The organism is Burkholderia sp. IO2 (assembly GCF_029522185.1).
Lineage (GTDB): Bacteria > Pseudomonadota > Gammaproteobacteria > Burkholderiales > Burkholderiaceae > Burkholderia > Burkholderia cenocepacia.
In genome coordinates this window covers 52,049-75,614 of sequence record NZ_JAKWFH010000011.1, presented here as the reverse complement: position 1 = coordinate 75,614, position 23,566 = coordinate 52,049, and the positions used below count along the sequence as shown (strand labels likewise).

The window sequence follows — 23,566 nt, the reverse complement described above, 5'->3', positions numbered from 1 at the left end:
GCCCGCACGACCCTTCACGCGTTGCGCGATGCCGCGTGCGGCGCGACGATGCGCCCCGCTTCGATCGTCACCGTCGTCGCACAGCGGCGCGCGAGTTCGGCATCGTGTGTGACGAGCACGAGTGTCGCGCCGTGCGTGCGGTTCAGTTCGAACATCAGGTCGATGACCGCGTGGCCGGTGGCCGCGTCGAGGCTGCCGGTCGGCTCGTCGGCGAACAGGATCGCCGGACGCGTGACGAACGCGCGTGCGAGTGCGACGCGCTGCTGTTCGCCGCCCGACAGCAGCTTCGGATAATGCGTGGTGCGTTCGCCCAGACCGACCTGCACGAGCAGCGCCCGGGCACGCTCGGCCGCCTCGCGCGCGCTGATGCCGCCCTGCAGTTCGAGCGGCAGCATCACGTTCTCGAGCGCCGTCAGGTGCGGCATCAACTGGAACGACTGGAACACGAATCCGACCGCGCCGTTGCGCAGCGCCGCGCGCTCGTCCTCGTCGAGCTGGTCGAGCGCGCGGCCGAGCAGGCGAACCGTGCCGCTCGTCGCGCTGTCCAACCCCGCAAGCAGGCCGAGCAGCGTCGATTTGCCCGACCCCGATGCGCCGACGATCGCGAGGCTGCTGCCCGGTTGCACGGCGAGCGTGATGCCGTCGAGGATCGTCAGCTCGCCCGTTGCATCGGCAACCCGCTTGCACACGTCATGGACTTCGATGATCGGATCGGTAATCTTGAACATGGACACGACATTTCGCTGGAAAAGACGCGCGGCGGCCGCCGCGCTGCTGGGCACCCTGCTGGCCGTCACCGTACCCGCGCGCGCCGCGACGGCGTCGGCATCGAGCCAGCCCGTGATCGTCGTGCTCGGCGACAGTCTCTCGGCCGAATACGGACTGCCGCGCGACACAGGCTGGGTTGCACTGCTGCGGCAACGGCTCACGACCGAGCGAATCGATTATAGCGTCGCGAACGCCAGCGTCAGCGGCGACACCACGAGCGGCGGCCGTGCGCGGTTGCCCGCGGTGCTGCAGCGACTCAAGCCGTCGATCGTCGTCGTCGAACTCGGTTCGAACGATGCGCTGCGCGGCGTGCCGCTCGCGACGACCGAGCAGAACCTGCGCGACATCATCGCCAGTGCGCAGCGTGCGCGGGCGAAGGTCGTGCTGGTCGGCATGTACGTGCCGCCCAATTACGGCCCCGACTACACGCAGAAGTTCCACGCGGTCTATACGCGGCTGTCGAAGGACCTCGCCGTGCCGCTCGTGCCGTTCCTGCTGGCCGGTATCGAGAACAAGCCGGAGATGTTCCAGGCCGACCAGATGCATCCCGCGCAGCAAGCCCAGGGCATTCTGCTCGACAACGTGTGGCCGGCGCTGAAACCGTTGCTCGGCAAGCCGCACGGCTGAGCGCAGCCGCGCACCGGAAAACAAAAAGCCCCGCTTCGAGCGGGGCTTTTTGATGGTTGCGGGCGAAACGACGTTCAGTTGTCGCCGTCTTGCTGCTGGCTGGCCGTCGTGCCGTACAGCTTCACCTTCGAGCGATCGCGCAGCGCGGCGAGATACGCCTCGCCTTCGCTTTGCGCGTCGACCTGCGCCATCTGCTGCTGCGCGGCCGCCAGTTGCTGCGGATCGACCGCCGAACCCGGGATCACCGCGTTCACGCGATAGATCGCATAACCGTCCGCACCAAGATCGACCCCGACGTACGCCGGCAGCGTCTTCGCATCGACCTTGTAGACGGCGCTCAGCGCAGCCGGCGTCAGGCCCTGCGATTGCGTGCGCGACACCTTCTGCGCGGCCGCGAAGCCGTCGGTCGACTTCGACTTCTGCAGCTCGGCCAGCTTCGCCGCCCCATCCTTCTTCGCGAGTTCCGCGGCTTGCTCGGCGATGACCTTCTGGCGCACGACGTCCTTGATCGCATCGAGTGCGGGCACGGCAGCCGGCTTGTAGTCGGTCACGCGCGCGGAGATCAACGTATTGTTGCCGACGTCGATCGCCTGCGTGTTGTTCTGGTTCTTCACCGAGTCGTTCGCGAACACGGCGGCGAGGAATTTCGCGTTGTTCAGCGGGCTCGTCGCCGGCAGTTGCGGATTCGGCGTCGGCGTGACGGTGGCCGTCTGGATCGTCAGCTTGTACTTGTCCGCGGCCGGCTGCAGCGTCTTCGCCTTTTCGTAGACGGTCGACGTGAACCCTTCCGCGTTGTCCGAGAACGCCTTCGATGCGTACTGCTGCTTCAGGTCGATCGCGATCTGGTCCTTCACTTCCGCGAACGGTTTGACGACCGCCGGCTTCACTTCGGTCGCCTTCAGGATGTGGAAACCGAGATCCGACTGCACGATACCGCTCACGTCGCCCTGCTTCAGCGAGAACGCGGCATCGTCGAACGCCTTGCCGCCCGCGGTCGAGCCGCGCGTGATGAAGCCGAGGTCGCCGCCCTTCGCCGCCGACGGCGCGTCCTGCGAGCTCTTCTGCGCGATCTGCGCGAACTGGTCCGGATGCGCCTTCACGTCGGCGAGCAATTGCTCGGCCTTCGCTTTCGCGGCCGCCTTGTCGGCCGCGCTGGCGCTGCCCGGCGCGGCGATGAAGATGTGGCTCACGCGCACCTGCGCTTCGGTACGGAAGTGCGTCGGATTGTCGTCGTAGAACTTCTTGATGTCCGCTTCGGTCGGCTGCGCGCTCGCGGCCGCTGCGGCCGGCGAATAGACGAGGTACTGGATCGTCGCGGTTTCCGGCGTCGCGAAGCTCTGCTTGTGTGCGTCGTAGTACGCGGTGAGCTGCGCGTCGGTCGGCTGCACCTTCGCTGCGAAGTCGCTCGTCTTCAGCACGAGCGCCTGCACTTCACGCTGTTGCGCGGCGAGTTCGGACAGGCGTTGCGCGAGGCTCTTCGGCGTGAACGCACTCGACACGATGCTCGCCGGAATCTGCTGCAGCGCGAGGCTGTAACGCACGCGCTCCTGGTACTGCTCGGGCGTCATTCCCTGGAACGACAGCAGCTGTGCATAGCGTTCGACGTCGATCGATCCGTCGGGCTTCTTCAGCGACGCGATCATCGGGTCGCTCATCAGCGCGTCGCGTACGGCGTTGTCGGAGGCGGTCAGGTGCAGACGTTGCGTCTCGTCGGCCAGCACGCGTTGCTGGATCAGGCCGTCGAGGACCTGCTTGCGATGCTCGGGCGTGTCGAACATCTTGATGTCGAACTGCCCGCCGAGCGCCTGGCGCGCCTGGTCGATCTGCTGGCGAAACGCGCCGTCGAATTCGACCCGCGTGATCTTGTGCCCGTTGACTGCCGCGACGTTCGCACTGTCGTCGAAGAAGCCGCGGAAGCCTTGGATCCCGACGAAACCCAGCCCCGGCAACACGATCAGGAGCAGGAGCGCCATCATCAGGCGCTGGTGATTACGGAAGAAATCGAGCATGCGTGACGGGAAAATTGGACAAAACGTCCGATATTACAACATACGGGGTGGGACGGGAAAAAACGCAGACGTACCGTGCGCGAGCGGGATGCGACAACGGGACACGAGAAATGAAAAAGCCGGCACGAGAGACGGGCTTCTTCACGCACCCGCCAGCGGGCGCAAAACCGAATGCCCGAATGCACAAACGACAATGCCCGCACGACGCGGGCACTGTCGTTTGTTTGGCGGAGCGGACGAGACTCGCCTGCATCCCGCAGGCCGCGGATGCGCGTACACGCGCATCCCTTCTCGTCCCGCCGCAAGCCGCGCAGGCGGCTTCCTCCGCCCCGCCGTCACACTGCCCGCAAGCGGGCACGACGAACGATGCAAATGAAAAAGCCCGCACGAGGCGGGCTTCTTCATTTTCTGGCGGAGCGGACGGGACTCGAACCCGCGACCCCCGGCGTGACAGGCCGGTATTCTAACCGACTGAACTACCGCTCCTTGGTCTGGCTGAATCGGGAAACTGGTGGGTGCTGAGGGGTTCGAACCCCCGACCTACGCCTTGTAAGGGCGCCGCTCTACCAGCTGAGCTAAGCACCCGTTTCCGATTCGTTCTGACTGCGATCTGCGTTTCCGCATCAACAATCAGCGAGCCCGCAAGTTTAATTCATCCCCGATCATTTTGCCAAGCCCGCACGCGAATTTTTTTAACGCGCGCGCGCACGATTCCGATACGCATAAAAAACCCGCGGACAGCGCCGCGGGTTTCGTGAACGGCCGTCAGCAACGACGGCGTTCAGGGCTTCAGTGCTTGACCACTTCGGTCGAGCCGGCATCCTTCGCCGCCTCACCGACCGGCGCTGCTGCCTTCGCTTCTTCTTCCGGCGGCAGCGGCGTCGGCGAACGCTCGAGCGCGAGCTCCAGCACCTTGTCGATCCAGCGGACCGGCACGATCTCGATCGCGTTCTTCACGTTGTCCGGAATGTCCGCGAGATCCTTCACGTTTTCTTCCGGGATCAGCACGAGCTTGATGCCGCCGCGATGCGCAGCCAGCAGCTTTTCCTTCAGCCCGCCGATCGGCAGCACTTCGCCACGCAACGTGATTTCGCCCGTCATCGCGACATCGGCACGCACGGGGATACCCGTCAGCACCGATACCAGCGCGGTCGTCATCGCACCGCCGGCGGACGGACCGTCCTTCGGCGTCGCGCCTTCCGGCACGTGGATGTGGATGTCCTGCTTCTCGAACGCTTCGTCCTTGATGCCCAGACGGCGCGAACGCGAGCGCACGACCGAACGTGCGGCCTCGACCGACTCCTTCATCACGTCGCCGAGCGAACCCGTACGAATCACGTTGCCCTTGCCGGGCATCACCGCGGCTTCGATCGTCAGCAGATCGCCGCCGACTTCCGTCCACGCGAGGCCCGTCACCTGACCGACCTGGTTTTCCTTCGCCGCGAGGCCGAAGTCGTACTTGCGCACGCCGAGGAACGTGTCGAGATTTTCGCCATCGACCTTGATCGCGCCCGATGCCTTCTTCAGCAGCAGCATCTTCACGACCTTGCGGCAGATCTTCGACACTTCCCGCTCGAGCGAACGCACACCGGCTTCGCGCGTGTAGTAGCGGATGATGTCGCGGATCGCCTGCTCGGTGACGTCGATCTCGCCTTCCTTCAGCCCGTTGTTCTTCTTCTGCTTCGGCAGCAGGTAACGCTGGGCAATGCTGACCTTCTCGTCTTCCGTGTAGCCCGACAGACGGATCACTTCCATCCGGTCGAGCAGCGGCGGCGGGATGTTCAGCGAGTTCGACGTCGCGACGAACATCACGTCCGACAGATCGAAGTCGACCTCGATGTAGTGGTCGGCGAACGTGTGGTTCTGTTCCGGATCGAGCACTTCGAGCAGCGCCGACGACGGATCGCCGCGGAAATCCATGCCCATCTTGTCGACTTCGTCGAGCAGGAAGAGCGGATTGCGCACGCCGACCTTCGCGAGGCTTTGCAGGATCTTGCCCGGCATCGAACCGATATACGTGCGGCGGTGGCCGCGGATCTCGGCTTCGTCACGCACGCCGCCGAGCGCCATCCTGACGAACTTGCGGTTCGTCGCACGGGCGATCGACTGGCCGAGCGAGGTCTTGCCGACGCCCGGAGGCCCGACGAGGCACAGGATCGGCGCCTTGACCTTGTCCACGCGCTGTTGCACCGCGAGGTACTCGAGGATCCGTTCCTTGACCTTCTCGAGGCCGAAGTGATCCTCGTCGAGCACCTGCTCGGCGTTCGACAGGTCGTTGTTGACCTTGCTCTTCTTGCGCCACGGCAGGCCGATCAGCGTGTCGATGTAGTTGCGCACGACGGTGGCTTCCGCCGACATCGGCGACATCAGCTTCAGCTTCTTCAGCTCGGCGTCGGCCTTCTTCTTGGCTTCCTTCGGCATGCGCGCGGCGTTGATGCGCTTCTCGAGCTCCTCGAGATCCGCGCCTTCTTCGCCTTCGCCCAGTTCCTTCTGGATCGCCTTGACCTGTTCGTTCAGGTAGTACTCGCGCTGGCTCTTTTCCATCTGGCGCTTCACGCGCCCGCGGATGCGCTTTTCGACCTGCAGGATGTCGATCTCGGCTTCGAGTTGCGCGAGCAGGTGCTCGAGGCGCTCGATGACCGGGAACATCTCGAGGATGTGCTGCTTCTGGTCGAGCTTCAGCGGCAGGCGCTCGGCGATCATGTCGGCGAGGCGGCCTGCTTCGTCGATGCCCGACAGCGACGTGAGAATCTCCGGCGGGATCTTCTTGTTCAGCTTCACGTACTGATCGAACTGCGACACGATCGCACGGCGCAGCGCTTCCGTTTCGGCGCTGTCGGCGTGATCGGGCTCGAGCGGCATCACTTCGCAGGAGAATTGGGTCTCCTGTTCTTCGATGGACAATGCCTTCGCACGCTGCAGGCCCTCGACGAGCACCTTCACGGTGCCGTCCGGCAGCTTCAGCATCTGCAGGATGTTGGCGATACAACCGACCTCGTACATGTCCTTTTCGGTCGGTTCGTCCTTGGCCGCGGTTTTCTGGGCGACGAGCATGATGTGCTTGCCGCCTTCCATCGCTGCTTCGAGGGCCTTGATCGATTTCGGCCGGCCCACGAAGAGCGGAATGACCATGTGCGGGAAAACGACGACGTCCCGCAGCGGCAGCAGCGGGAGCGTGATGCGTTCCGGCGGGAGAAGTTGGGTGCCTGACATTTCATTTCCCCATGAGTGGAATCAATTGTTCGGTAATTGAGGCCGCCACAACGAATTGCAAGCCTTCAAGTGCGGGAAATATTCGGTAAGAAAGTAACCACCGCGTGTCGAGTCAGAGTTACCCACAAGATAAACGAAAAAAAGCCGCCCACGGACTCATGAACGGCCTTTTTCGCTGAACATCGTCGGCAAGCCGGTCAGTTCGAACCCGCCACCTTCGGCGTGTCCTCGTAGATCAGCAAGGGCTTGCCGTCCCCATCGATGACGTTCTCGTCGATGATGACCTTGCTGACCCCTTTCATCGTCGGCAGCTCGTACATCACGTCGAGCAACGCCTGTTCGATGATCGAACGCAAACCGCGCGCGCCGGTCTTGCGGCGAATCGCCTTGCGGGCGACTGCCTGCAACGCGCCCGGCAGGATTTCCAGCTCGACACGCTCCATCGCGAACAGCTTGTGATACTGCTTGACGAGCGCATTCTTCGGCTCGACCAGGATCTTCATCAGCGCGGCTTCGTCCAGCTTGCCGAGCGTCGCGACCACCGGCAGGCGGCCGATCAATTCGGGGATCAGACCGAATTTGATCAGGTCTTCCGGTTCCGTTTCGCGCAGCACTTCGCCCGCGTCGCGTTCCTGCTTGCTCTTGACCGTCGCGCCGAAGCCGATGCCGGTCTTCTCGGTGCGATCGGTGATCACCTTTTCGAGACCGTCGAACGCGCCGCCGCAGATGAACAGGATGTTGGTCGTGTCGACCTGGATGAAATCCTGGTTCGGGTGCTTGCGGCCGCCCTGCGGCGGCACCGACGCCATCGTGCCCTCGACGAGCTTCAGCAGCGCCTGCTGGACGCCCTCGCCCGACACGTCGCGCGTGATCGACGGGTTGTCCGACTTGCGGCTGATCTTGTCGATTTCGTCGATGTAGACGATCCCGCGCTGAGCCTTGTCGACCTCGTAGTTGCAGTTCTGCAACAGCTTCTGGATGATGTTCTCGACGTCCTCGCCGACGTAGCCGGCTTCGGTCAGCGTCGTCGCGTCGGCGATCACGAACGGCACGTTGAGCAACCGCGCGAGCGTCTGCGCGAGCAGCGTCTTGCCGGAGCCCGTCGGGCCGATCAGCAGGATGTTGCTCTTCGACAGCTCGACGTCGTCCTTCTTGTCGAGATGCTTCAGGCGCTTGTAGTGGTTGTACACGGCCACCGCGAGGATTTTCTTCGCGCGCTCCTGGCCGATCACGTACTGATCGAGGATGTCGCGAATTTCCTGCGGGCTCGGCAGATCCGACCGGGACAGGCTGGCCTCGACGCCGGCGGCAGCCGCCTCGTCGCGAATGATTTCGTTGCAGAGGTCGATACATTCATCGCAGATGAACACCGACGGGCCCGCGATGAGTTTTTTCACCTCATGCTGGCTCTTCCCGCAAAACGAGCAATACAACAGCTTCTCGCTGTTCGAACCTTTTTTGTCCGCCATGAATGTAGAGCCTCCGGACAGGTAAATGACATGATACGCCGATTGCTCCGAACGCCGCGCCTAGGGCGCGACCGGAGCCGGCTGGATGCGCTTGCCGCAGATGCTCAGGGCACTCGGGACGTTGCGGGGCGCCGCGCGAATCGGGGCGGCACCCCGTTTAAGCTCACGGGCGCTTCAGCAGCACCTGATCGATCAGCCCGTACGCCTTCGCGTCCTCGCTCGACATGAAGTTATCACGGTCGGTGTCGCGCGCGATGCGCTCGACGTCCTGGCCCGTGTGCTGCGCGAGCAGGTTGTTCAACCGTTCCTTCAGGTAGAGGATCTCGCGTGCCTGGATCTCGATGTCGGATGCCTGGCCGCGCGCGCCGCCCAGCGGCTGGTGAATCATCACACGCGAATTCGGCAGCGCGAAGCGCTTGCCCTTCGCGCCCGACGCGAGCAGGAACGCGCCCATGCTGGCCGCGAGGCCCATGCACAGGGTCGACACGTCCGGCTTGATGAACTGCATCGTGTCGTAGATCGCCATCCCGGCCGACACCGAGCCGCCCGGGCTGTTGATGTAGAGGCTGATGTCCTTGTCGGGATTCTCGCTCTCGAGGAACAGCAATTGCGCGACCACGAGGTTGGCGGTCTGGTCGTTCACTTCGCCGACCATGAACACCAGGCGCTCCTTCAGGAGACGCGAATAGATATCGTACGAACGCTCGCCGCGGCCGCTCGTTTCGACGACGATCGGCACCAGCCCCAGCGCTTGCGCCTCGAAACCCTGCGGCGCGTTCGAAGCAAGCATGTCCAGCAATTCAGCGCGAGTGATCATTCAATGAACCTTGTTCGAATGGAAAATTGAACGGAAGGAAGCCGCCCGCTCAATCGCCATATTAATGGCAACCGTGCGCTTGACGTAAAAACGGCGTGCGGGCCGTCGCTCCGACAGCCGGCACGCCGCTAGAGCAACACTTACGCTTGCGCCGATGCGCTCGCGAGTGCCTCGAAGCTCACTTCCTTGTCCGTCACCTTTGCCTTGCCCAGCACGAAGTCGACGACGTTGCTTTCAACGACGAACGCTTCCATCTCGGCGAGGCGCTGCTGGTTGGAATAATACCAGCGGACCACTTCCTTCGGGTCTTCGTAGCTCTTCGCGAACTCGTCGACTTCCGCGCGGATCTGTTCCGGCTTCGCTTCGAGGCCGTTCGCCTTCACGAGTTCAGCCAGCACGAGACCCAGCTTCACGCGGCGCTCGGCCTGCTCGGCGAACATCTCGGCCGGGATCGGTGCGTCCTTCGCGTTCGGCACGCCGCGCTGCGCCAGATCCTGGCGAGCCATTTCGACGAGACGTTGCTGGTCCTGCTCGATCAGCGCCTTCGGCACGTCGAGTTCGGAAATCTTCAGCAGCGCGTCCATCACCTGGTTCTTGACGATCGACTGCGTGCGACGCTTCGCTTCGCGCTCGAGGTTTTCCTTGATCTCGGCGCGCATCTTCGTGAGGTCGCCGTCTTCGATGCCGAGCGACTTCGCGAATTCAGCGTCGATTTCCGGCAGGTGCGGCCACTCGATCTTCTTCATCGTGACCGTGAACTGTGCCGTTTTGCCGGCGACGTCCTTGCCGTGGTAATCATCCGGGAACTTGAGGTCGAACGTACGCTGTTCGCCGACCTTCAGGCCCAGCGCCGCCGTCTCGAATTCCGGCAGCATGCGGCCTTCGCCGAGCACGAACGGGAAATCTTCGGCCGTGCCGCCCTGGAACGCGACATCGTCGATCTTGCCGACGAAGTCGACCGTCACGCGGTCGCCGTTCTTCGCTGCGGTGTCCGCGCCGCCGTCGCCGTGCTCGCCGGCTTCGCCGCGTGCGTGGAAGTGCACGCGCTGCTTGCGCAGGATGTCCAGCGTGCGGTCGATTTCGGCGTCGCCGATCGTCGTCGTCGAGCGCTCGACTTCAGCCGTCGCCAGATCGCCGATCTTCACTTCCGGGTAAACCTCGAACGTCGCGTCGAACGCGTATGCATCTTCAGCCTGCTCCTGCTTCGGCTCGAAGCTCGGCTGGCCGGCGACGCGCAGGTTTTCCGCGCGGCTGATCGTGAAGAATTCCTGGCCGATCTTGTCGCTCAGCACTTCCGCTTCGACCTGGCCCGAGTACTGTTGCGCGACCATCTTGAGCGGCACCTTGCCCGGGCGGAAACCCGGCATGCGCACGTTCTTCGCGAGTTTCTGGATACGGGCGTCGATTTCCTTCTGCACGGTGTCTTTCGGCAGGGAAATCGTCACGCGGCGTTCAAGCTTGCCGAGGTTCTCAACAACGTTAGCCATGGCTTCAATCGTCCTAAAATTATTCGAGCGAATCGGGTTTTCCTTGCCGTGCCTGCCTGCAGCGTGCGGTGCGTCGCACTCGCACGCCGCGCCGGAGCGCCACGCCATCCCTGCACGCGCCGGATGGCTAGCGCAAGCGGCTCGGAGCACGGCTTTGGCCGGAAGAATCGACTATTCTAGCAAACAATTTTCCTCGTACCGCCAGATCAGCGCGACACGCGTGTGTCCCCGCCACGTCGACGGCCCGTTGCGCGGCGACGCATGCAGATCGCCGCTATGCCGAACGGCGTATCCACCACGGGCCCGCCATCCTGTAAGCTCCGATTGCGTGTGAGCCCGCTCGTCGCCTCACCGCGCATTCTTCACACCAATCACGCCTTCCGGAGACACCATGCCGCAACACCCGTCCGCGCCTGTCGTCGTCATCGCGCCCGATTCGTTCAAAGGCTCGCTTTCCGCCGAGCAGGTCGCGGACGCGATCGCCACCGGCATCCGCCGCGCCCGGCCCGACGCCGTGGTGCGCTGCTGCCCGATGGCCGACGGCGGCGAAGGCACGCTCGACGCGATGCTGGCGGGTGGCGGTACGCGGCGCACGCTGCGGGTGGCCGGCGCGTCGCTGGCGGCACGCGACGCGGCGGTCGGCGTGATCGATGCGCGCACCGCGATCGTCGAAACGGCCGAGATCGTCGGCATTACCGATCCGGTCGGCATGAGCGTGCCGGTCGACGCGCGCAGCACGCGCGGAATGGGCGAGGCGATCCGCGCGCTGCTCGACGACGGCGTGCGCCGCTTCTTCGTCGCGCTCGGCGGCAGCAGCACCAACGACGCGGGCGCCGGGCTGCTCGCGGGCCTCGGCCTGCAATGCTTCGACGCGAGCGGCCAGCCGGTCGAGCCCGTGCCGTCGCGGCTCGCCGACATCGCGCGCATCGACGCGTCGGGGCTCGATGCGCGCCTGGAGGAAACGGAATTCGTCGGCATGTCCGACGTCGACAACCCGCTGACGGGCGCCCACGGCGCCACTGCCGTGTTCGGTCCGCAAAAGGGTGTGACGGCCGCGCAGGTTGCGACCCTCGATGCCGCGCTCGGCCACTTCGCCGATCTGCTCGAAGCCGCGCTCGACCGCCGCGGCCGCGATCTGCCCGGCGCGGGCGCCGCCGGCGGCCTGGGTTTCGCGCTGCACATGCTCGGCGCGCGGTTCGAGGCCGGCGCCGAAGTCGTCGCGCGCCAGGTCGGGCTCGACGCCGCGCTCGCCGGCGCCGACTGGCTGATCACCGGCGAAGGCCGCTCCGACGTTCAGACGCTGCACGGCAAGGCGCCGTTCATCGCGTGCCGGCACGCGCAGGCCGCTGGCGTCCCCGCCTCGCTGCTGTCGGGCGCGGTCGACCCGGCCGCGCTGCCGCGCCTGTCCGAGCATTTCTCCGGCTGCTTTTCGCCGGCCCCCGGGCCGATCACGCTCGACGTCGCGATCCGCGATGCGGCCGATCTGCTCGCGAACGAAGCGGAACAGTTGACACGCCTGAAGTACGGTGCACACTGACCGTTGACCCGAGCGCGCGATACAGGAACAATCGGGCCCGCCCTTTTTCTTCAGGATTCGACATGAAAGGCCGTCAAGCCGGGCTCGATCAGTTTCTGACCTATCGCCTCCATGCGCTCACGAAGCGCTCCGACCGCGGGATCGGCGAGGTGTACCGGCACAAGCTCGACATCTCGCTGCCCGAGGCGCGCGTGATCGCCGCCGTCGGCGCATTCGGCCCGTTCTCGATCATGGATCTCGCGCGCCACACCAACCTCGACAAGAGCCAGGCGAGCCGCGCGGCCGAAGCACTGCTGCGCCAGGGGCTGCTCGAGCGCAGCGCGAGCGACGAGGACGGCCGGATCGTGCTGATCGCGCTGACCACCGACGGCCGGGCGCTGCATCGCAAGATCATGCCGATCGTGCGCAAGTGGAACGACGGCTTGCTCGCGTGCCTGTCCGACAGCGAGCGCCAGACGTTCGAGCGGCTGCTCGACAAGGTCGTCGCGCACGCGACCGAACGCGACGACTGAGCCGCGCGCCGGCCCGGCATCGCGCGATGGCCGGGTGCTGCGCGCAGCATTGATCCGACGAATCAGACAGGCCGCCCGGGTCGCGTCACGCGCAATCCGGGCGGCCCGTTTTGCATCATGCGGCGGCATCGCGTGAAGCGCGTGTTGCCACGTTACCGGCGGCGGCCGCGCATTCAGCGGCCTCGTCGCGCTACAACCCGCTGTTCGTCGCGCGCTGGCGCAACAACCCCAGCACCGCGTCGCAATACGGCGTCGGCACGCCAAGCTTGCGGCCGAGCTCCGGAAACACGCCGAGGATCGGCCCGATCTCGAGCGAGCGCCCCGCCTCGAAATCCTGGAGCATCGACGTCTTGAACGCGCCGAGCTTGCGCGTGACCGCGATCCGCTCGGGGCCGCTCATCCCGGTGGACAGGCCGAGCTTCGCACCGATCGCGGCCGCCTCCTCCATCATCCGCAGCGCGAGATCCTGCGTGAACGGATCGTCGAGCAACTGCTCGGCCGTCGACCCGGTCAGCGCGCTCAACGGGTTCATGTTCATGTTGCCCCACAGCTTCGTCCAGATCTCGGTCCGGATCGCGCGCGTCGACTCGACGTCGAAACCGCCCGCCGCGAGCGCCGCGGCGAACCGCGCCGTGGCCATGTCGAGCCGCGGATCGGGCGTGCCGACGATCAGCCGGTTGCCGCGCCCGCGACGCACGACGCCGGGCGCGTCGGTACTCGACGACAGGTGCACGACGCAGCCGATCGCCTGCGCCGGCGGCAACGCGGCCGACACCGCGCCGGCCGGATCGACCGCATCGAGCGGCACGCCGTCGATCGCGCCTCCGAGCCCGTGCGTGAACCACCATGGCAGCCCGTTCATCGCCGCGACGATCACGGTGTCCGGCCCGACCAGCGGCGCAATGCGCCTGGCCAGCGCGGGCAGCGCCTGCGCCTTCAGCGCGATCACCACGTAGTCCTGCACGCCGAGCGCGGCCGCATCGTCGCTGGCGCGCACCGGCACCGACGAGATTGCGCCCGCCTCGTCGATCACGCGCACGCCGTGCGTATTCAGCGCATCGAGCGTCGCGCCGCGCGCATATGCGCTCACGGTCATGCCGGCTCGCGACAGCGCGGCCGCGAGCAGACCGCCGATCGCGCCGACGCCGACCACCGCCGCGCGCACCGACCCTGAATTCGTGTCGTTCATGATGGCATTCCGTCTCCTGGAAGCTGACGAGCATAACGCTCAATGGTTGCGGGCACAACCATTCGGGCAGCGTACCGCGCACCGCGCGGCCCACGCGTGCGTTCGCCTCAGCGCGGCACGCCGCCGGCTTCCACCGCCTCGTCGTCGGTCGCGCCGCCCGTCGCGCCCAGCACGCCGGCGATCTGGCTCTTGTCGTGCATGCCGAGCTTGCGGTACGCGCAACGCAGGTAGTGACGCACGGTCGTCGGCGAGATCGCCATCTGCTGCGCGACCTCCTTGTGCGAACGCCCGGCGCCGTAATAGCGGATCGCCGCGAGTTCGCGCGGGCTCAGCCGGTCGAGCAGCGAGCGCGGCCGCGCCTCGATCTGGAACAGCCCCGCGACCGGCACGCACTGGATGCGCAGCGCGTCGCCGACGAACGGCTGGCCCGACTGGCGCCGCAGGTGTGCGACGAGCGGCTCCGGCACGCGCGCGCCGGCCCACGACGGCCATTCGGTGCGCAGCACGTCGTCGAAACCGTGATCGGCATGGTGCAGCACCCCGAAGTTGTCGCACAGCGCCCGCGCTGCCGGCGCGACCGTGTCGGCGCGCTCGCGCGTGAGTTGAGCCGCGCGATTGATCGTCAGCGCGGCGGCCAGATGCGGGATCACTTCCTCGAAACGTCGCGCGTCGTCGTCGCTGAACGGCCGGTTCAGGCCCTGGCGGTAGATCGACATGAACGTCGTCAGGCCGAAGCGGCGATCGAGCGTACACACGCACATCAGCTGCGCGAGCCCGTACTTCACGCACCAGTCGCGAAACCGCGCATCGAGCCCCGGCTCGACGACCGTCAGCCGCACCGCGCGGCCGTGCGCGCCATGCAACGTGCGGTGCGCCAGCGGGTCGCAATCGCGCACGCGCTTCCAGTCGGTGAAGAACGCATGCGGCAACCGGTACAAAAAGCTGTTGTGCATCACCGGGCCGGTCGGCACATGGGTCGCGACGCCCGTCCACGCCGCATCGAACGGCATGAGCGCCTGCAGCAGCGAAAAGAACCGGCATTCGAATTCGCCGATGCCGGACTGCGCGGCCACCGCGTACAGGTCGAGCAGCATCAGCCCGAGTTCGCGCTGCGCTGCGTCGCCGCGCGTGACGCCGTCGAAGTCGGCGCGCCGGGACGGCAGCGGCGGCCACGCGAACTCGTCGAGGACGATGGCGGCCGGCACGTCGCGCAGCGCGTCGAGATCCTGCCCGATATCCGTCGTGATCCTCACCTTCCGCTCCCCTGCCCGGTCGGGCTGCTGATGTGCGCAACGACACCGGCCGATTATAGCCAGCGGCTTTTTTGGCGGGCCACGGCGCCGGAACGCGCGCCAGCCCCATCCATTTGAACGGTGCGCCGCCCGTTGCTGCTGCGCAGCACGGCGCGCGACGGCATCGCGCGGCGCACATGCCGTGCACCGCGGGTTTTCCGCACCGTTCATCTGGACGACTGTTCGACTGTTTTCCCGCTGCGGACACTGCGTCGCGACAACACCAACGACAAACCGATGCAGCACGGTATGGAGAACCCCACGTGACGACACCCCGCTTCATCCGCACGGCCGCGGCCGCCGCGACGCTGGCCGCCTGCAACGCCGCCGCGCACGCGCAGTCCGCCCTCACGCTGTACGGCGCGCTCGACGCCGGCGTGCAATACCTGACGCACGCCGACGGGCATCGTTCGGCCGTGCGGTTGCAGAACTACGGCATCCTGCCTTCGCAGGTCGGGATCAAGGGCCACGAGGATCTCGGCGGCGGCTGGCGCGCGCTGTTCAAGCTCGAACAGGGCCTCAACCTCAACGACGGCACCGCGACCGTGCCCGGCTACGCGTTCTTCCGCGGCGCATACGTGGGCCTCGCGGGGCCGGTCGGCACCGTCACGCTCGGCCGCCAGTTCAGCGTGCTGTTCGACAAGACGCTGTTCTACGACCCGCTCTGGTACGGGTCGTACAGCGGCCAGGGCGTGCTCGTGCCGATGTACGCGAACTTCATCGATCACTCGGTCAAATACCAGTCGCCGACGTTCGCCGGCTTCGACGTCGAAGCGCTCGCCGCGACCTCCGGCGTCGCCGGCAATACGCGCGCCGGACGCGTGCTCGAGCTCGGCGGGCAGTACACGAGCAATGGCCTGTCGGTCAGCGCGGTGCTGCACCAGGCGCACGGCGAGGTATCGGCAGCCGACGACGCGTCCGCGCGGCGTCGCGAACTCGGCACGCTCGCCGCGCGTTATGCGTTCGCCACGCTGCCGCTCACCGTCTATGCCGGCGTCGAACGCCTGACCGGCGACCTCGACGCGGCGCGCACGATCGTCTGGGGCGGCGCGCGCTACCTGGCGTCGAACGGGATCGGCCTGAACGCGGGCGTGTACCACACCGATTCGCGCACGCCGGCGATCGGCCACCCGACGCTGTTCATCGCGAGCACCACCTACGCGCTGTCGAAACGCACCGTCGCGTACGTGAACCTCGGCTATGCGCGCAACAGCGGCCAGAGCTCGCAGACCGTCTACGAATACGACCCGACACCGCTTGCCGGCGCGTCGCAGTTCGGCGCGATGGTCGGCATGTACCACCTGTTCTGATTCCCTCCACGAGACCCCGCCATGAAGACCTTGTCCCCGGATGCCGCCCTCTCGCCCGACGGCCACGCGTCGCCGTTCGCGCGCTCGACGCTCGTCGCGCTCGTCGTGTTCGCGGCCATCACACCGTTGTTGCTGCTCGTGGCGCCCGCCGTCGCCGGTCAGCTCGCGACGCAGCTCGGCTTGTCCGCGTCGCAGATCGGCACCTACTTCTTCGTCGAACTCGGCGCGTTCAGCCTCGCGACCGTGCCGTCGTACCTGTGGCTCGGCCGTGTCGACGCGCGCCACATCGCGGCGCTCGCCATCGCGCTGTTCGGCGCGGGCAACCTGCTGACCGCGCTGTGGATGCCGGGCTTTGCCGTGCTGCTCGCGCTGCGCGCCGTCACCGCGCTCGGCGGCGGTTCGCTGATGGTGCTCTGCATGACGAGCGCCGCGACGAGCAGCAACAGCGACCGCGTGTACGGCCTGTGGGTCGTCGGCCAGCTGATCGCGGGCGCGATCGGCCTGTTCGTGTTGCCGCACGTGTTCGCCGCGTTCGGGCTGCGTGCGCTGTACGTCGCGCTCGCCGGGCTCGCGCTGCTCGCGGCGCCGCTGTCGCGCGGCTTTTCGCCGTCGCTCGGCACGCGAGCCGCGGCTGCGACCAGCGCACGCGGCGACGCGCCGCAAACGCCGCGACACTTCGTCGTGCTCGCCATCGGCGCGGTGCTGACGTTCTATCTCGCGATCGGCAGCGTATGGACGTTCGCGAGCCGCGCGGCGGCCGAGGCCGGGCTCGATCCGCAGTCGACCGGCAACGTGCTCGCGATCGCGAGCGTGATGGGGATCGCCGGCGCGGCGCTTGCCTCGTGCGCGGGCGGCCGGCTTGCGCGCCGCGCGATGCTGGCGGCCGGCTACGCACTGCTCGCGGCGTCGCTCGTCGCACTCGCCGCGATGCGTCATACCGGTGGCTACAGCGCGGCGATCTTCGCGTTCAAGTTTGCATGGACCTTCGTGCTGCCGTTCATTCTCGCGACGGTCGCGCAGATCGACACGTCGGGCCGCCTCGTCGCGACGCTCAATTTCGTGATCGGCGCGGGTCTCGCCGCCGGCCCGCTGCTGGCCGGCCTGATGCTCGACGCCGGCGGCACGATGCGCACGCTGTTCGTGGCCGCGACGGCCGTCGCGATCGTGTCGTTCGCCGCGCTGCGCCACATCGATCGCCGCGCACGCCCTTCCGTTTCCTCCCAACCGTGACAGGTCACGCCTCCATGAATCGCACTGCCTTTTTCACCGACGAACGCACTTTCTGGCATACCGGCGGCACGCACGCGCTGTTCTTCCCGGTCGGCGGCTGGGTCCAGCCGCCGTCGAGCGCCGGCTACGCGGAATCGCCCGATTCGAAGCGCCGCTTCCTGTCGCTCGTACAGGCGTCGGGCCTCGCCGCGCAGCTCGACCTGCGCGGCGCCGCGCCCGCGACGACGGCCGACCTGCTGCGCATTCATCCGGCGCACTATCTCGACGCGTTCCGCGCCCTCAGCGACGCGAACGGCGGCGACCTCGGCGATCTCGCGCCATTCGGCAAGGGCAGCTACGAGATCGCCGCGCTGTCGGCCGGCCTCGCGATCGCGGCGGTCGATGCGGTGGTCGGCGAGCGCGCGGCGAATGCGTTCTCGCTGTCGCGGCCGCCCGGCCATCACTGCCTGCGCGACCGCCCGATGGGCTTTTGCATGCTGGCGAACATCCCGATCGCGATCGAGGCCGCACGCGCGAAGCACGGCATCGAGCGTGTCGCGGTGATCGACTGGGACGTGCATCACGGCAACGGCACGCAGTCGATCTACTACGACGATCCGGATACGCTGACGATCTCGCTGCACCAGGACCGCTGTTTCCCGCCCGGCTACAGCGGCGCGGACGATCGCGGCGAAGGCGCGGGCATCGGCGCGAACCTGAACGTGCCGCTGCTCGCCGGCAGCGGCGACGACGCGTACCGGTATGCGTTCGAGCGGATCGTGCTGCCGGCGCTCGCGCGCTTCCGCCCCGAGCTGATCGTCATCGCGAGCGGCCTCGACGCGAGCGCGGTCGATCCGCTCGCGCGCATGCAGCTGCATACCGACAGCTACCGGTTCATGACGCGCGCGGTGAAGGAAGCCGCGCAGCGCCATTGCGGCGGGCGGCTCGTGATCGTTCACGAAGGCGGTTATTCGGAGGCGTACGTGCCGTTCTGCGGGCTCGCGATCGTCGAGGAACTGGCAGGCGTGCGCACCGAGGTCGCCGATCCGATGCTCGACCTGGCGATCGCGCAGCAGCCGGGCGAGCGGTTCGTCGCGTTCCAGCGCGAACTGCTCGACGAACTGGCCGCGTCGTTCGGGTTGTAACGCGCGGGAACGGGCGTGACGGGGCCGGCCCGCGCCGGCCCTTGCGCGATCCGTGCGGATGGGGTTTCCTGTGGCTTTACCCCTGTTCCGGCCCGAGGCCACACTCTTCCGATGAAATCGTCCCCGCGCGATAACAACGACAACGCCAAAACGCGCCGCCAGCCGTCGAAGCTGGCCCTGAACATCGCCGCCGTGACGGTCGGCCTCATCACGTTCGCGATCGGTGCGGCGTGGGTGATCTATAGCTGGGTCGTCGATCGCGAAGCGCAGTATTTCGCGATTCCGCTGGTGTTCTCGGTACCGGTGATCGTGGCCGTCGCGATCCGCAGCTTCTGGGAATAGGCGCGCCGGAAACGACGAAGCGCAGCGGTCGTGCGACGCGCGGGGAGGTTTGTCGAGCCGGGCATGTCAGTTGAAGCGCTGCGCCCGGCGATTCGACTGCACGCAGGTCACAGGCCCGGACGCTGGCACGGATTGGGGACTGCGCCCTGATATCCGCCGGCGACGGCGCCCAGCGCGGCGCCGGCCAGCGACGTGCCGAGCGCTTTGAGCACACCCTCCGTCGACAGCGGCTCGCCACTCGACATCGCCCGTCCCGAGTACGCCGTGCACGCCGACGACGATGCGACCGTCTTCACCGGTTTGGCGCTCCAGACGACATTGTCGGCGGGCGTATTGGCGAAGGCCGGCGCGGCGAACATCAGCGCCAGAACGGAAATCGGAATGCGGACGGTGCGTTTCATCGGCGACCCCTCGGTGTCGTGGTGCTTCTTGTATGAAAAGTGAGCACGATATTACACGCGGCCGTTTTTTCGGGCGAATGCGGACGCCTGGCGAGGAAACCGGTATCAATGGACGATAAAAAAGCGCTGCGGTCAGCCGACCGGCAGCGCTTTTTCGCGAACGAGACCCTGACGGGGGCTCGTTCGACTTCTGGTGCGTGAGGCCGGACTCGAACCGGCACACCCTTGCGGGCGTCAGGACCTAAACCTGGTGCGTCTACCAATTTCGCCACTCACGCGCATTTCCGTCGCCTGACCGCGCGGGACGCAAGATGCGTGCTCCACGCGCCCGGGACTTCACGCCGGCCCGAAAACCGGCACGCCCGATCAGGCGAGCGCGAGATTCTACCCGATCCGTGCGGCCTTGTCTCGCCCTGCCGGCACCCGTCGTGCCGCGGTGCTAGAATGCCGCGCTCGACGTTTCGGCAGCGCGCCGCCGCGCGTCCCCCGAACCCGCCCCACACGATTTCGCCCGTGAACTTCGACGACTACTGTCAGCAAAAGGCCGCCCCCGCAGGCTCCAGCGTCTACTACGCGCTGCGCCAGGCGCCGCTCGCCACGCAGCCGCGCCTGACCGCGCTGTTCGCGCTGCGCCGCGAACTCGAGGAAACCGTCAAGGAAACCAGCGATCCGACCGTCGGACACACGAAACTCGCGTGGTGGCACAAGGAACTCGCGGCACTCGCCGACGGGCAACCGTCGCACCCGGTCACGAAGGCGCTCGCACAGCATCACCCGGCGATCGCCGCCGAGGCCGATGCGCTGCGCACGCTCGTCAACGGTTACGGGATGGACCTCGAACAGGCACGCTACCTCGACTTCGCGAACCTGCAGCGCTATATCGCGCAGGTCGGCGGCACCTTCGCGTCGCTGGTTGCGCGCGCCAGCTCGGCGGACCCGACCGACCCGCAGCCGTGGGCCGAGGACGTCGGCCGCGCGCTGATGCTCGCGCAATTCGTGCAGGAACTCGGCAACGACGCACGCCACGGCCGCATCTATCTGCCGATCGACGAACTGCAGCGCTACAACGTGACCGCCGCCGATCTGCTGAACCGTCGCTATAGCCCGGCCTTCACCGAATTGCTGCAATTCCAGACGACCCGCGCGCGCGACGCGCTCGCGGCGGCCGGTGCGGCGATTCCCGCCGCCGAACGCCGTGCACAGCGCACGCTGCGCGCGCAGATCGCGCTGGCCGGCGCGCTGCTCGACGAAATCGCGCGCGACGGCTACCAGGTGCTGCACCAGCGCATTGCGCTGACGCCGATCCGCAAGCTGTGGATCGCGTGGCGCGCCGCGCGCCGCCGCTGAGCCGCGCGCATCACGCCTTCAGCAACGGCAGCGTGTCGAAACGCTGCTGCAGCACGCGCGTCGCATCGAGCCCCCACCACGGCCCAAGCACGGTCGCATAAAGCTGGCGGAAATCGACCGCGACCGGCAGGTTGCCGTTGCCGTCGAGCCGCCCGAGCGCCGGCGGCGCACCGTACAGGCCGCCCGCCACGCGGCCGCCCATCACGAAATGCGGCGCGGCCGTGCCGTGATCGGTGCCGTTGCTCTGGTTCTCGCGCACGCGCCGCCCGAATTCCGCATACGTCATCACGAGCGTCTCGTTCCAGCGCCCGAGTTCGACCAACGCCGCGCGCATCGCGCTCATCCCTTGCGCGAACTGCTTGAGCAGCGCGGCCTGCTGCCCTGGCTGGTTCTGGTGCGTGTCGAAGCCGTTGAGCGTCAGGCGGAGCACCGCGACCCCATCCTGCGCGCCGGGCCCGGACGCTTCGCACGCGGCCAGCACTTGCATCGCGGTCTTGACCGACGTGCCGAACGCGCCGGCCGGAAAGGCCGTCCTGAATTCGCGCATCCCGCCGCGCGGGCGCAGCCGGTCGGCCGCCTTCACGATGTCGTTCTCGACGTCGATGATGTGCGCGAGCGCCGGGTTCTGCTCGCGCAGCGACGACGGCTCGGCGAGCCGGGCCGCCCGGATGAACTGCGCGGGATTGACGAGTGCGATCGCGCGCGCGCCGTTCGACAGCGGCCCCATCTCGGCGCTGCCGAGCACGACGCCGTCCGCCGCGAAACCGGGCGGGACCGGCGCCTGCGCGAAGGTGCGCGTGAGCCAGCCTTCGTGCAGGTACTGATCCGAGCGCGATGCGGTGTCCCAGATCTCGATCGAGCGGAAATGCGACAGGTTCGGCTGCGGATAGCCGACGCCCTGCACGACCGCGACCTGCCCGTCGCGCCACAGCGGCATCAACGGCGCGAGCGACGGGTGCAGCCCCGTCTGCGCGTCGAGCTGCAGCACCTGGTCGCGCTTGATGCCGATGCTGCGCCGGAACTGGTAGTACAGCGGATCGGCATACGGCACCACCGTGTTGAGGCCGTCGTTGCCGCCCTTCAGCTCGACGAGGACCAGCACGTTCGCATACCCGGCCGCCGGCTTTCGCCCGGCCTGCGGCACGGTGGCCGCCATCGCGGGGGCTTGCCACATCGACACGCCGGCCGCCGCCGCAGCGCCGGTCAGCGTCAGAAAATCACGTCGGTTCATCGCACATCCTTTGGTTCGCCGCCGGGCACCTTTGCCGCGGCGGCTGCCCGCTTCGTCGTCGTTCGCATCATTTCAGTTGATAGGCGGGATCCATCAGCAGCGCCTCGAGATACGCGCTGCCGGTCGAATCCGTATCGATCGCCGCGACCGGCGAGAGTTGCAGCACCGCATGCTGCAACTGCAGCTCGGTCGACAATCCCGCGATCGCCTGCGGCCGCGCACGATACTGGGCCAGCCAGCGCTCGAGGTCGAAGCGCAGGCCGCCGCGCGCCGGCTTCGCGGCCGTGTCCCGCAGGCCGGCGGCGGACGCCGCATCGGCCGCCGGCATCGCATGCGCCCGCGCGTTCGGCGGCGGCGCGATCGCGCGAGCCGGCGGCCGCATGCCGACCGTTTCGGTCGCGCGGAACAACTGCTCGACGAACTGCTTGCGCGACAGCAGCGTGGTGCTGTTGATCCACAGCGCGCCGCCCGGCCAGCCTTTCACGTTCGGCGGATAGAACAGGTTCTGCCCGAGCGTGCGCACGGTGTTCGCGAGCAGCTGCGGATCGCCGTACGCGACGTCGAACAGCCGCACCGACCCGACGACGAATTCCGCCGGCGACTTCACGAGCACGCCGCGGTTGCGCGGATCCCAGAACGCGTCGGTCGACCACAGCGCGGCGAGCGCGGCGCGAATGTCGTAGCCGCTCGCGCGAAACCGCTCGGCCACCGCATCGAGTGCGTCCGGTTCCGGCGTATCGGACACGAACTCGCGCCACAGCTTGCCGGCGATGAAGCGCGCGGTGCCCGGCCGCTTCAGCAGGATGTCGAGAAAGCCGTCGCCGTCGAACGGCCCGGTTTCGCCGAGGATCGTCTTGTCGCCGGTATCGTGCCACTCGGGCCGCACCGTGAAGCGCAACGTGTCGGGATCGACCGTCCAGCCGGTCATCGCGCGCGCGGCTTCGGTCACGTCGGATTGCGTGTAGTGCCCTTCGCCGAGCGTGAACAGCTCCATCACCTCGCGCGCGAAATTCTCGTTCGGCCGCCCCTTGCGATTGCTCGCGCCGTCGAGATACTGGAGCATCGCCGGATCCTTCGCGACCGCGTGCAGCAGCGTGCCGAAGTTGCCGAGCGCCTCGCGGCGAAACAGCGCGTTCTGCGCGGCCATCGTCTGCGGGTACGGCACCTTGTCCTGCCCGGACGTGAAATGCCCGTGCCAGAACAGCGTCATGCGCTCGGTGAGCGGCGACGGCGTCGCGACCATCTCGTGGACCCACGCCGCGCGCAACGCATCGTAGCGGCGATTGCGCTCGCGCTGCTCGTCGCGCCGCATGTCGGGCGTCAGCGCCTGGCGCTGCGCGCGCGTCGGCGGCAACTCGCCGAGCCAGTCGGGCCACGTCGTGACGGGTTCGTGTCGCGCATTGCCGAGCGTATCGGCCACGACCTGCGCGCGCGTCATGCCGACGATGCGCGCGACCTCGGCGGGCGCGGGAGAAAAACCGGTGCGACTGAGGAAAAACAGCGCGTCGTCGGCATCGAGCGTCGCCTGCATCGCAGGCGACGGCGCCGGTGCGGCAGCGTTCGCTTTCATCGTCATGGACTCCCGGAACGCACCGGCGGTGCGGATGCCCGTACAACGGCATTCGGCGCCTGAAAGTTGACGGCAAAAGTGCTACGAATTT

General features: G+C 67.1%; 20 protein-coding genes and 3 tRNA genes. 9 read left to right on the top strand and 14 right to left on the bottom strand.

Annotated features, from left to right (window positions below):
• Nucleotides 1-14: 14 nt before the first annotated feature.
• On the bottom strand, nt 15-728 hold the full coding sequence (locus MMB92_RS09410; RefSeq protein WP_196432868.1) for an ABC transporter ATP-binding protein: 714 nt from the start codon (nt 726-728) through the stop codon (nt 15-17).
• Here MMB92_RS09410 and MMB92_RS09405 point away from each other — a divergent pair.
• Nucleotides 727-1,395: an arylesterase gene (locus MMB92_RS09405; RefSeq protein WP_006489343.1), complete on the top strand. Its 669-nt coding sequence runs from the start codon at nt 727-729 to the stop codon at nt 1,393-1,395. The two genes, MMB92_RS09410 and MMB92_RS09405, sit on opposite strands and share 2 nt — an antisense overlap.
• 74 nt (nt 1,396-1,469) lie before the next feature.
• Here MMB92_RS09405 and MMB92_RS09400 read toward each other — a convergent pair whose 3' ends face one another.
• The 7 genes from MMB92_RS09400 to tig form a co-directional block, all read right to left on the bottom strand.
• A complete protein-coding gene (locus MMB92_RS09400; protein ID WP_006496352.1) occupies nt 1,470-3,404 on the bottom strand; it encodes a SurA N-terminal domain-containing protein in 1,935 nt (644 codons plus the stop codon).
• 409 nt (nt 3,405-3,813) lie between these two features.
• Nucleotides 3,814-3,890 (bottom strand) — tRNA-Asp (locus MMB92_RS09395).
• A gap of 23 nt (nt 3,891-3,913) precedes the next feature.
• Nucleotides 3,914-3,989, bottom strand: a tRNA-Val gene (locus MMB92_RS09390).
• Nucleotides 3,990-4,193: 204 nt separating this feature from the next.
• Nucleotides 4,194-6,617, bottom strand: a complete 2,424-nt coding sequence (lon, locus tag MMB92_RS09385; protein WP_006489349.1) for an endopeptidase La — start codon at nt 6,615-6,617, stop codon at nt 4,194-4,196.
• Nucleotides 6,618-6,814: 197 nt separating this feature from the next.
• Nucleotides 6,815-8,086: an ATP-dependent Clp protease ATP-binding subunit ClpX gene (gene clpX, locus MMB92_RS09380; RefSeq protein ID WP_277562671.1), complete on the bottom strand. Its 1,272-nt coding sequence runs from the start codon at nt 8,084-8,086 to the stop codon at nt 6,815-6,817.
• 163 nt (nt 8,087-8,249) lie between these two features.
• Nucleotides 8,250-8,903, bottom strand: a complete 654-nt coding sequence (gene clpP, locus MMB92_RS09375) for an ATP-dependent Clp endopeptidase proteolytic subunit ClpP (RefSeq protein ID WP_006496351.1) — start codon at nt 8,901-8,903, stop codon at nt 8,250-8,252.
• Between the two features lie 140 nt (nt 8,904-9,043).
• Nucleotides 9,044-10,390, bottom strand: a complete 1,347-nt coding sequence (tig, locus tag MMB92_RS09370) for a trigger factor (RefSeq protein WP_006489335.1) — start codon at nt 10,388-10,390, stop codon at nt 9,044-9,046.
• A gap of 391 nt (nt 10,391-10,781) precedes the next feature.
• Here tig and MMB92_RS09365 point away from each other — a divergent pair, with 391 nt between their 5' ends.
• On the top strand, nt 10,782-11,927 hold the full coding sequence (locus MMB92_RS09365) for a glycerate kinase (RefSeq protein WP_058901551.1): 1,146 nt from the start codon (nt 10,782-10,784) through the stop codon (nt 11,925-11,927).
• Between the two features lie 62 nt (nt 11,928-11,989).
• Nucleotides 11,990-12,439, top strand: coding sequence for a MarR family transcriptional regulator (locus MMB92_RS09360; RefSeq protein WP_006478574.1), 450 nt, complete (start codon nt 11,990-11,992; stop codon nt 12,437-12,439).
• Between the two features lie 190 nt (nt 12,440-12,629).
• Here the strand turns inward: MMB92_RS09360 and MMB92_RS09355 are convergent, their stop codons facing one another.
• Both MMB92_RS09355 and MMB92_RS09350 read right to left on the bottom strand, forming a co-directional pair.
• Nucleotides 12,630-13,628: a 2-dehydropantoate 2-reductase gene (locus MMB92_RS09355; RefSeq protein ID WP_058901553.1), complete on the bottom strand. Its 999-nt coding sequence runs from the start codon at nt 13,626-13,628 to the stop codon at nt 12,630-12,632.
• Between the two features lie 107 nt (nt 13,629-13,735).
• Entirely contained in the window at nt 13,736-14,881 is a 1,146-nt protein-coding gene (locus MMB92_RS09350; protein WP_048989286.1) for a helix-turn-helix transcriptional regulator, read from the bottom strand.
• A 132-nt stretch (nt 14,882-15,013) separates the two neighbouring features.
• On the opposite strand from MMB92_RS09350, the gene MMB92_RS09345 reads away from it, so the two are divergent.
• The 5 genes from MMB92_RS09345 (at nt 15,014) to MMB92_RS09325 (ending at nt 18,926) form a co-directional block, all read left to right on the top strand.
• Nucleotides 15,014-15,187, top strand: a complete 174-nt coding sequence (locus MMB92_RS09345) for a hypothetical protein (RefSeq protein ID WP_006496346.1) — start codon at nt 15,014-15,016, stop codon at nt 15,185-15,187.
• A complete protein-coding gene (locus MMB92_RS09340) occupies nt 15,184-16,230 on the top strand; it encodes a porin (protein WP_006496345.1) in 1,047 nt (348 codons plus the stop codon). Before MMB92_RS09345 ends, MMB92_RS09340 begins: the two co-directional genes overlap by 4 nt.
• Before the next feature lie 21 nt (nt 16,231-16,251).
• Complete coding sequence (locus MMB92_RS09335) at nt 16,252-17,460, top strand: MFS transporter (protein ID WP_006496344.1); 1,209 nt, start codon at nt 16,252-16,254, stop codon at nt 17,458-17,460.
• A 14-nt stretch (nt 17,461-17,474) separates the two neighbouring features.
• Nucleotides 17,475-18,584 carry a class II histone deacetylase gene (locus tag MMB92_RS09330; RefSeq protein ID WP_006488011.1) on the top strand — a complete coding sequence of 370 codons (1,110 nt, stop codon included), beginning with the start codon at nt 17,475-17,477 and terminating at the stop codon, nt 18,582-18,584.
• A gap of 111 nt (nt 18,585-18,695) precedes the next feature.
• A complete protein-coding gene (locus tag MMB92_RS09325; RefSeq protein WP_006487995.1) occupies nt 18,696-18,926 on the top strand; it encodes a hypothetical protein in 231 nt (76 codons plus the stop codon).
• 107 nt (nt 18,927-19,033) lie between these two features.
• On the opposite strand, the gene MMB92_RS09320 is transcribed toward MMB92_RS09325, so the two are convergent.
• Together MMB92_RS09320 and MMB92_RS09315 are read right to left on the bottom strand one after the other, a co-directional pair.
• Nucleotides 19,034-19,327, bottom strand: coding sequence for a hypothetical protein (locus MMB92_RS09320; protein ID WP_006488005.1), 294 nt, complete (start codon nt 19,325-19,327; stop codon nt 19,034-19,036).
• A gap of 191 nt (nt 19,328-19,518) precedes the next feature.
• Nucleotides 19,519-19,605 (bottom strand) — tRNA-Leu (locus MMB92_RS09315).
• A gap of 235 nt (nt 19,606-19,840) precedes the next feature.
• Here MMB92_RS09315 and hpnD point away from each other — a divergent pair.
• Complete coding sequence (hpnD, locus tag MMB92_RS09310; RefSeq protein ID WP_006488013.1) at nt 19,841-20,674, top strand: presqualene diphosphate synthase HpnD; 834 nt, start codon at nt 19,841-19,843, stop codon at nt 20,672-20,674.
• 10 nt (nt 20,675-20,684) lie between these two features.
• On the opposite strand, the gene MMB92_RS09305 is transcribed toward hpnD, so the two are convergent.
• Complete coding sequence (locus tag MMB92_RS09305; protein WP_006487989.1) at nt 20,685-21,905, bottom strand: DUF1501 domain-containing protein; 1,221 nt, start codon at nt 21,903-21,905, stop codon at nt 20,685-20,687.
• A 67-nt stretch (nt 21,906-21,972) separates the two neighbouring features.
• The gene (locus MMB92_RS09300; protein ID WP_062911425.1) at nt 21,973-23,475 is read right to left on the bottom strand and encodes a DUF1800 domain-containing protein; all 1,503 of its coding nucleotides are present in this window, start codon (nt 23,473-23,475) and stop codon (nt 21,973-21,975) included.
• Between the last annotated feature and the right edge of the window lie 91 nt (nt 23,476-23,566).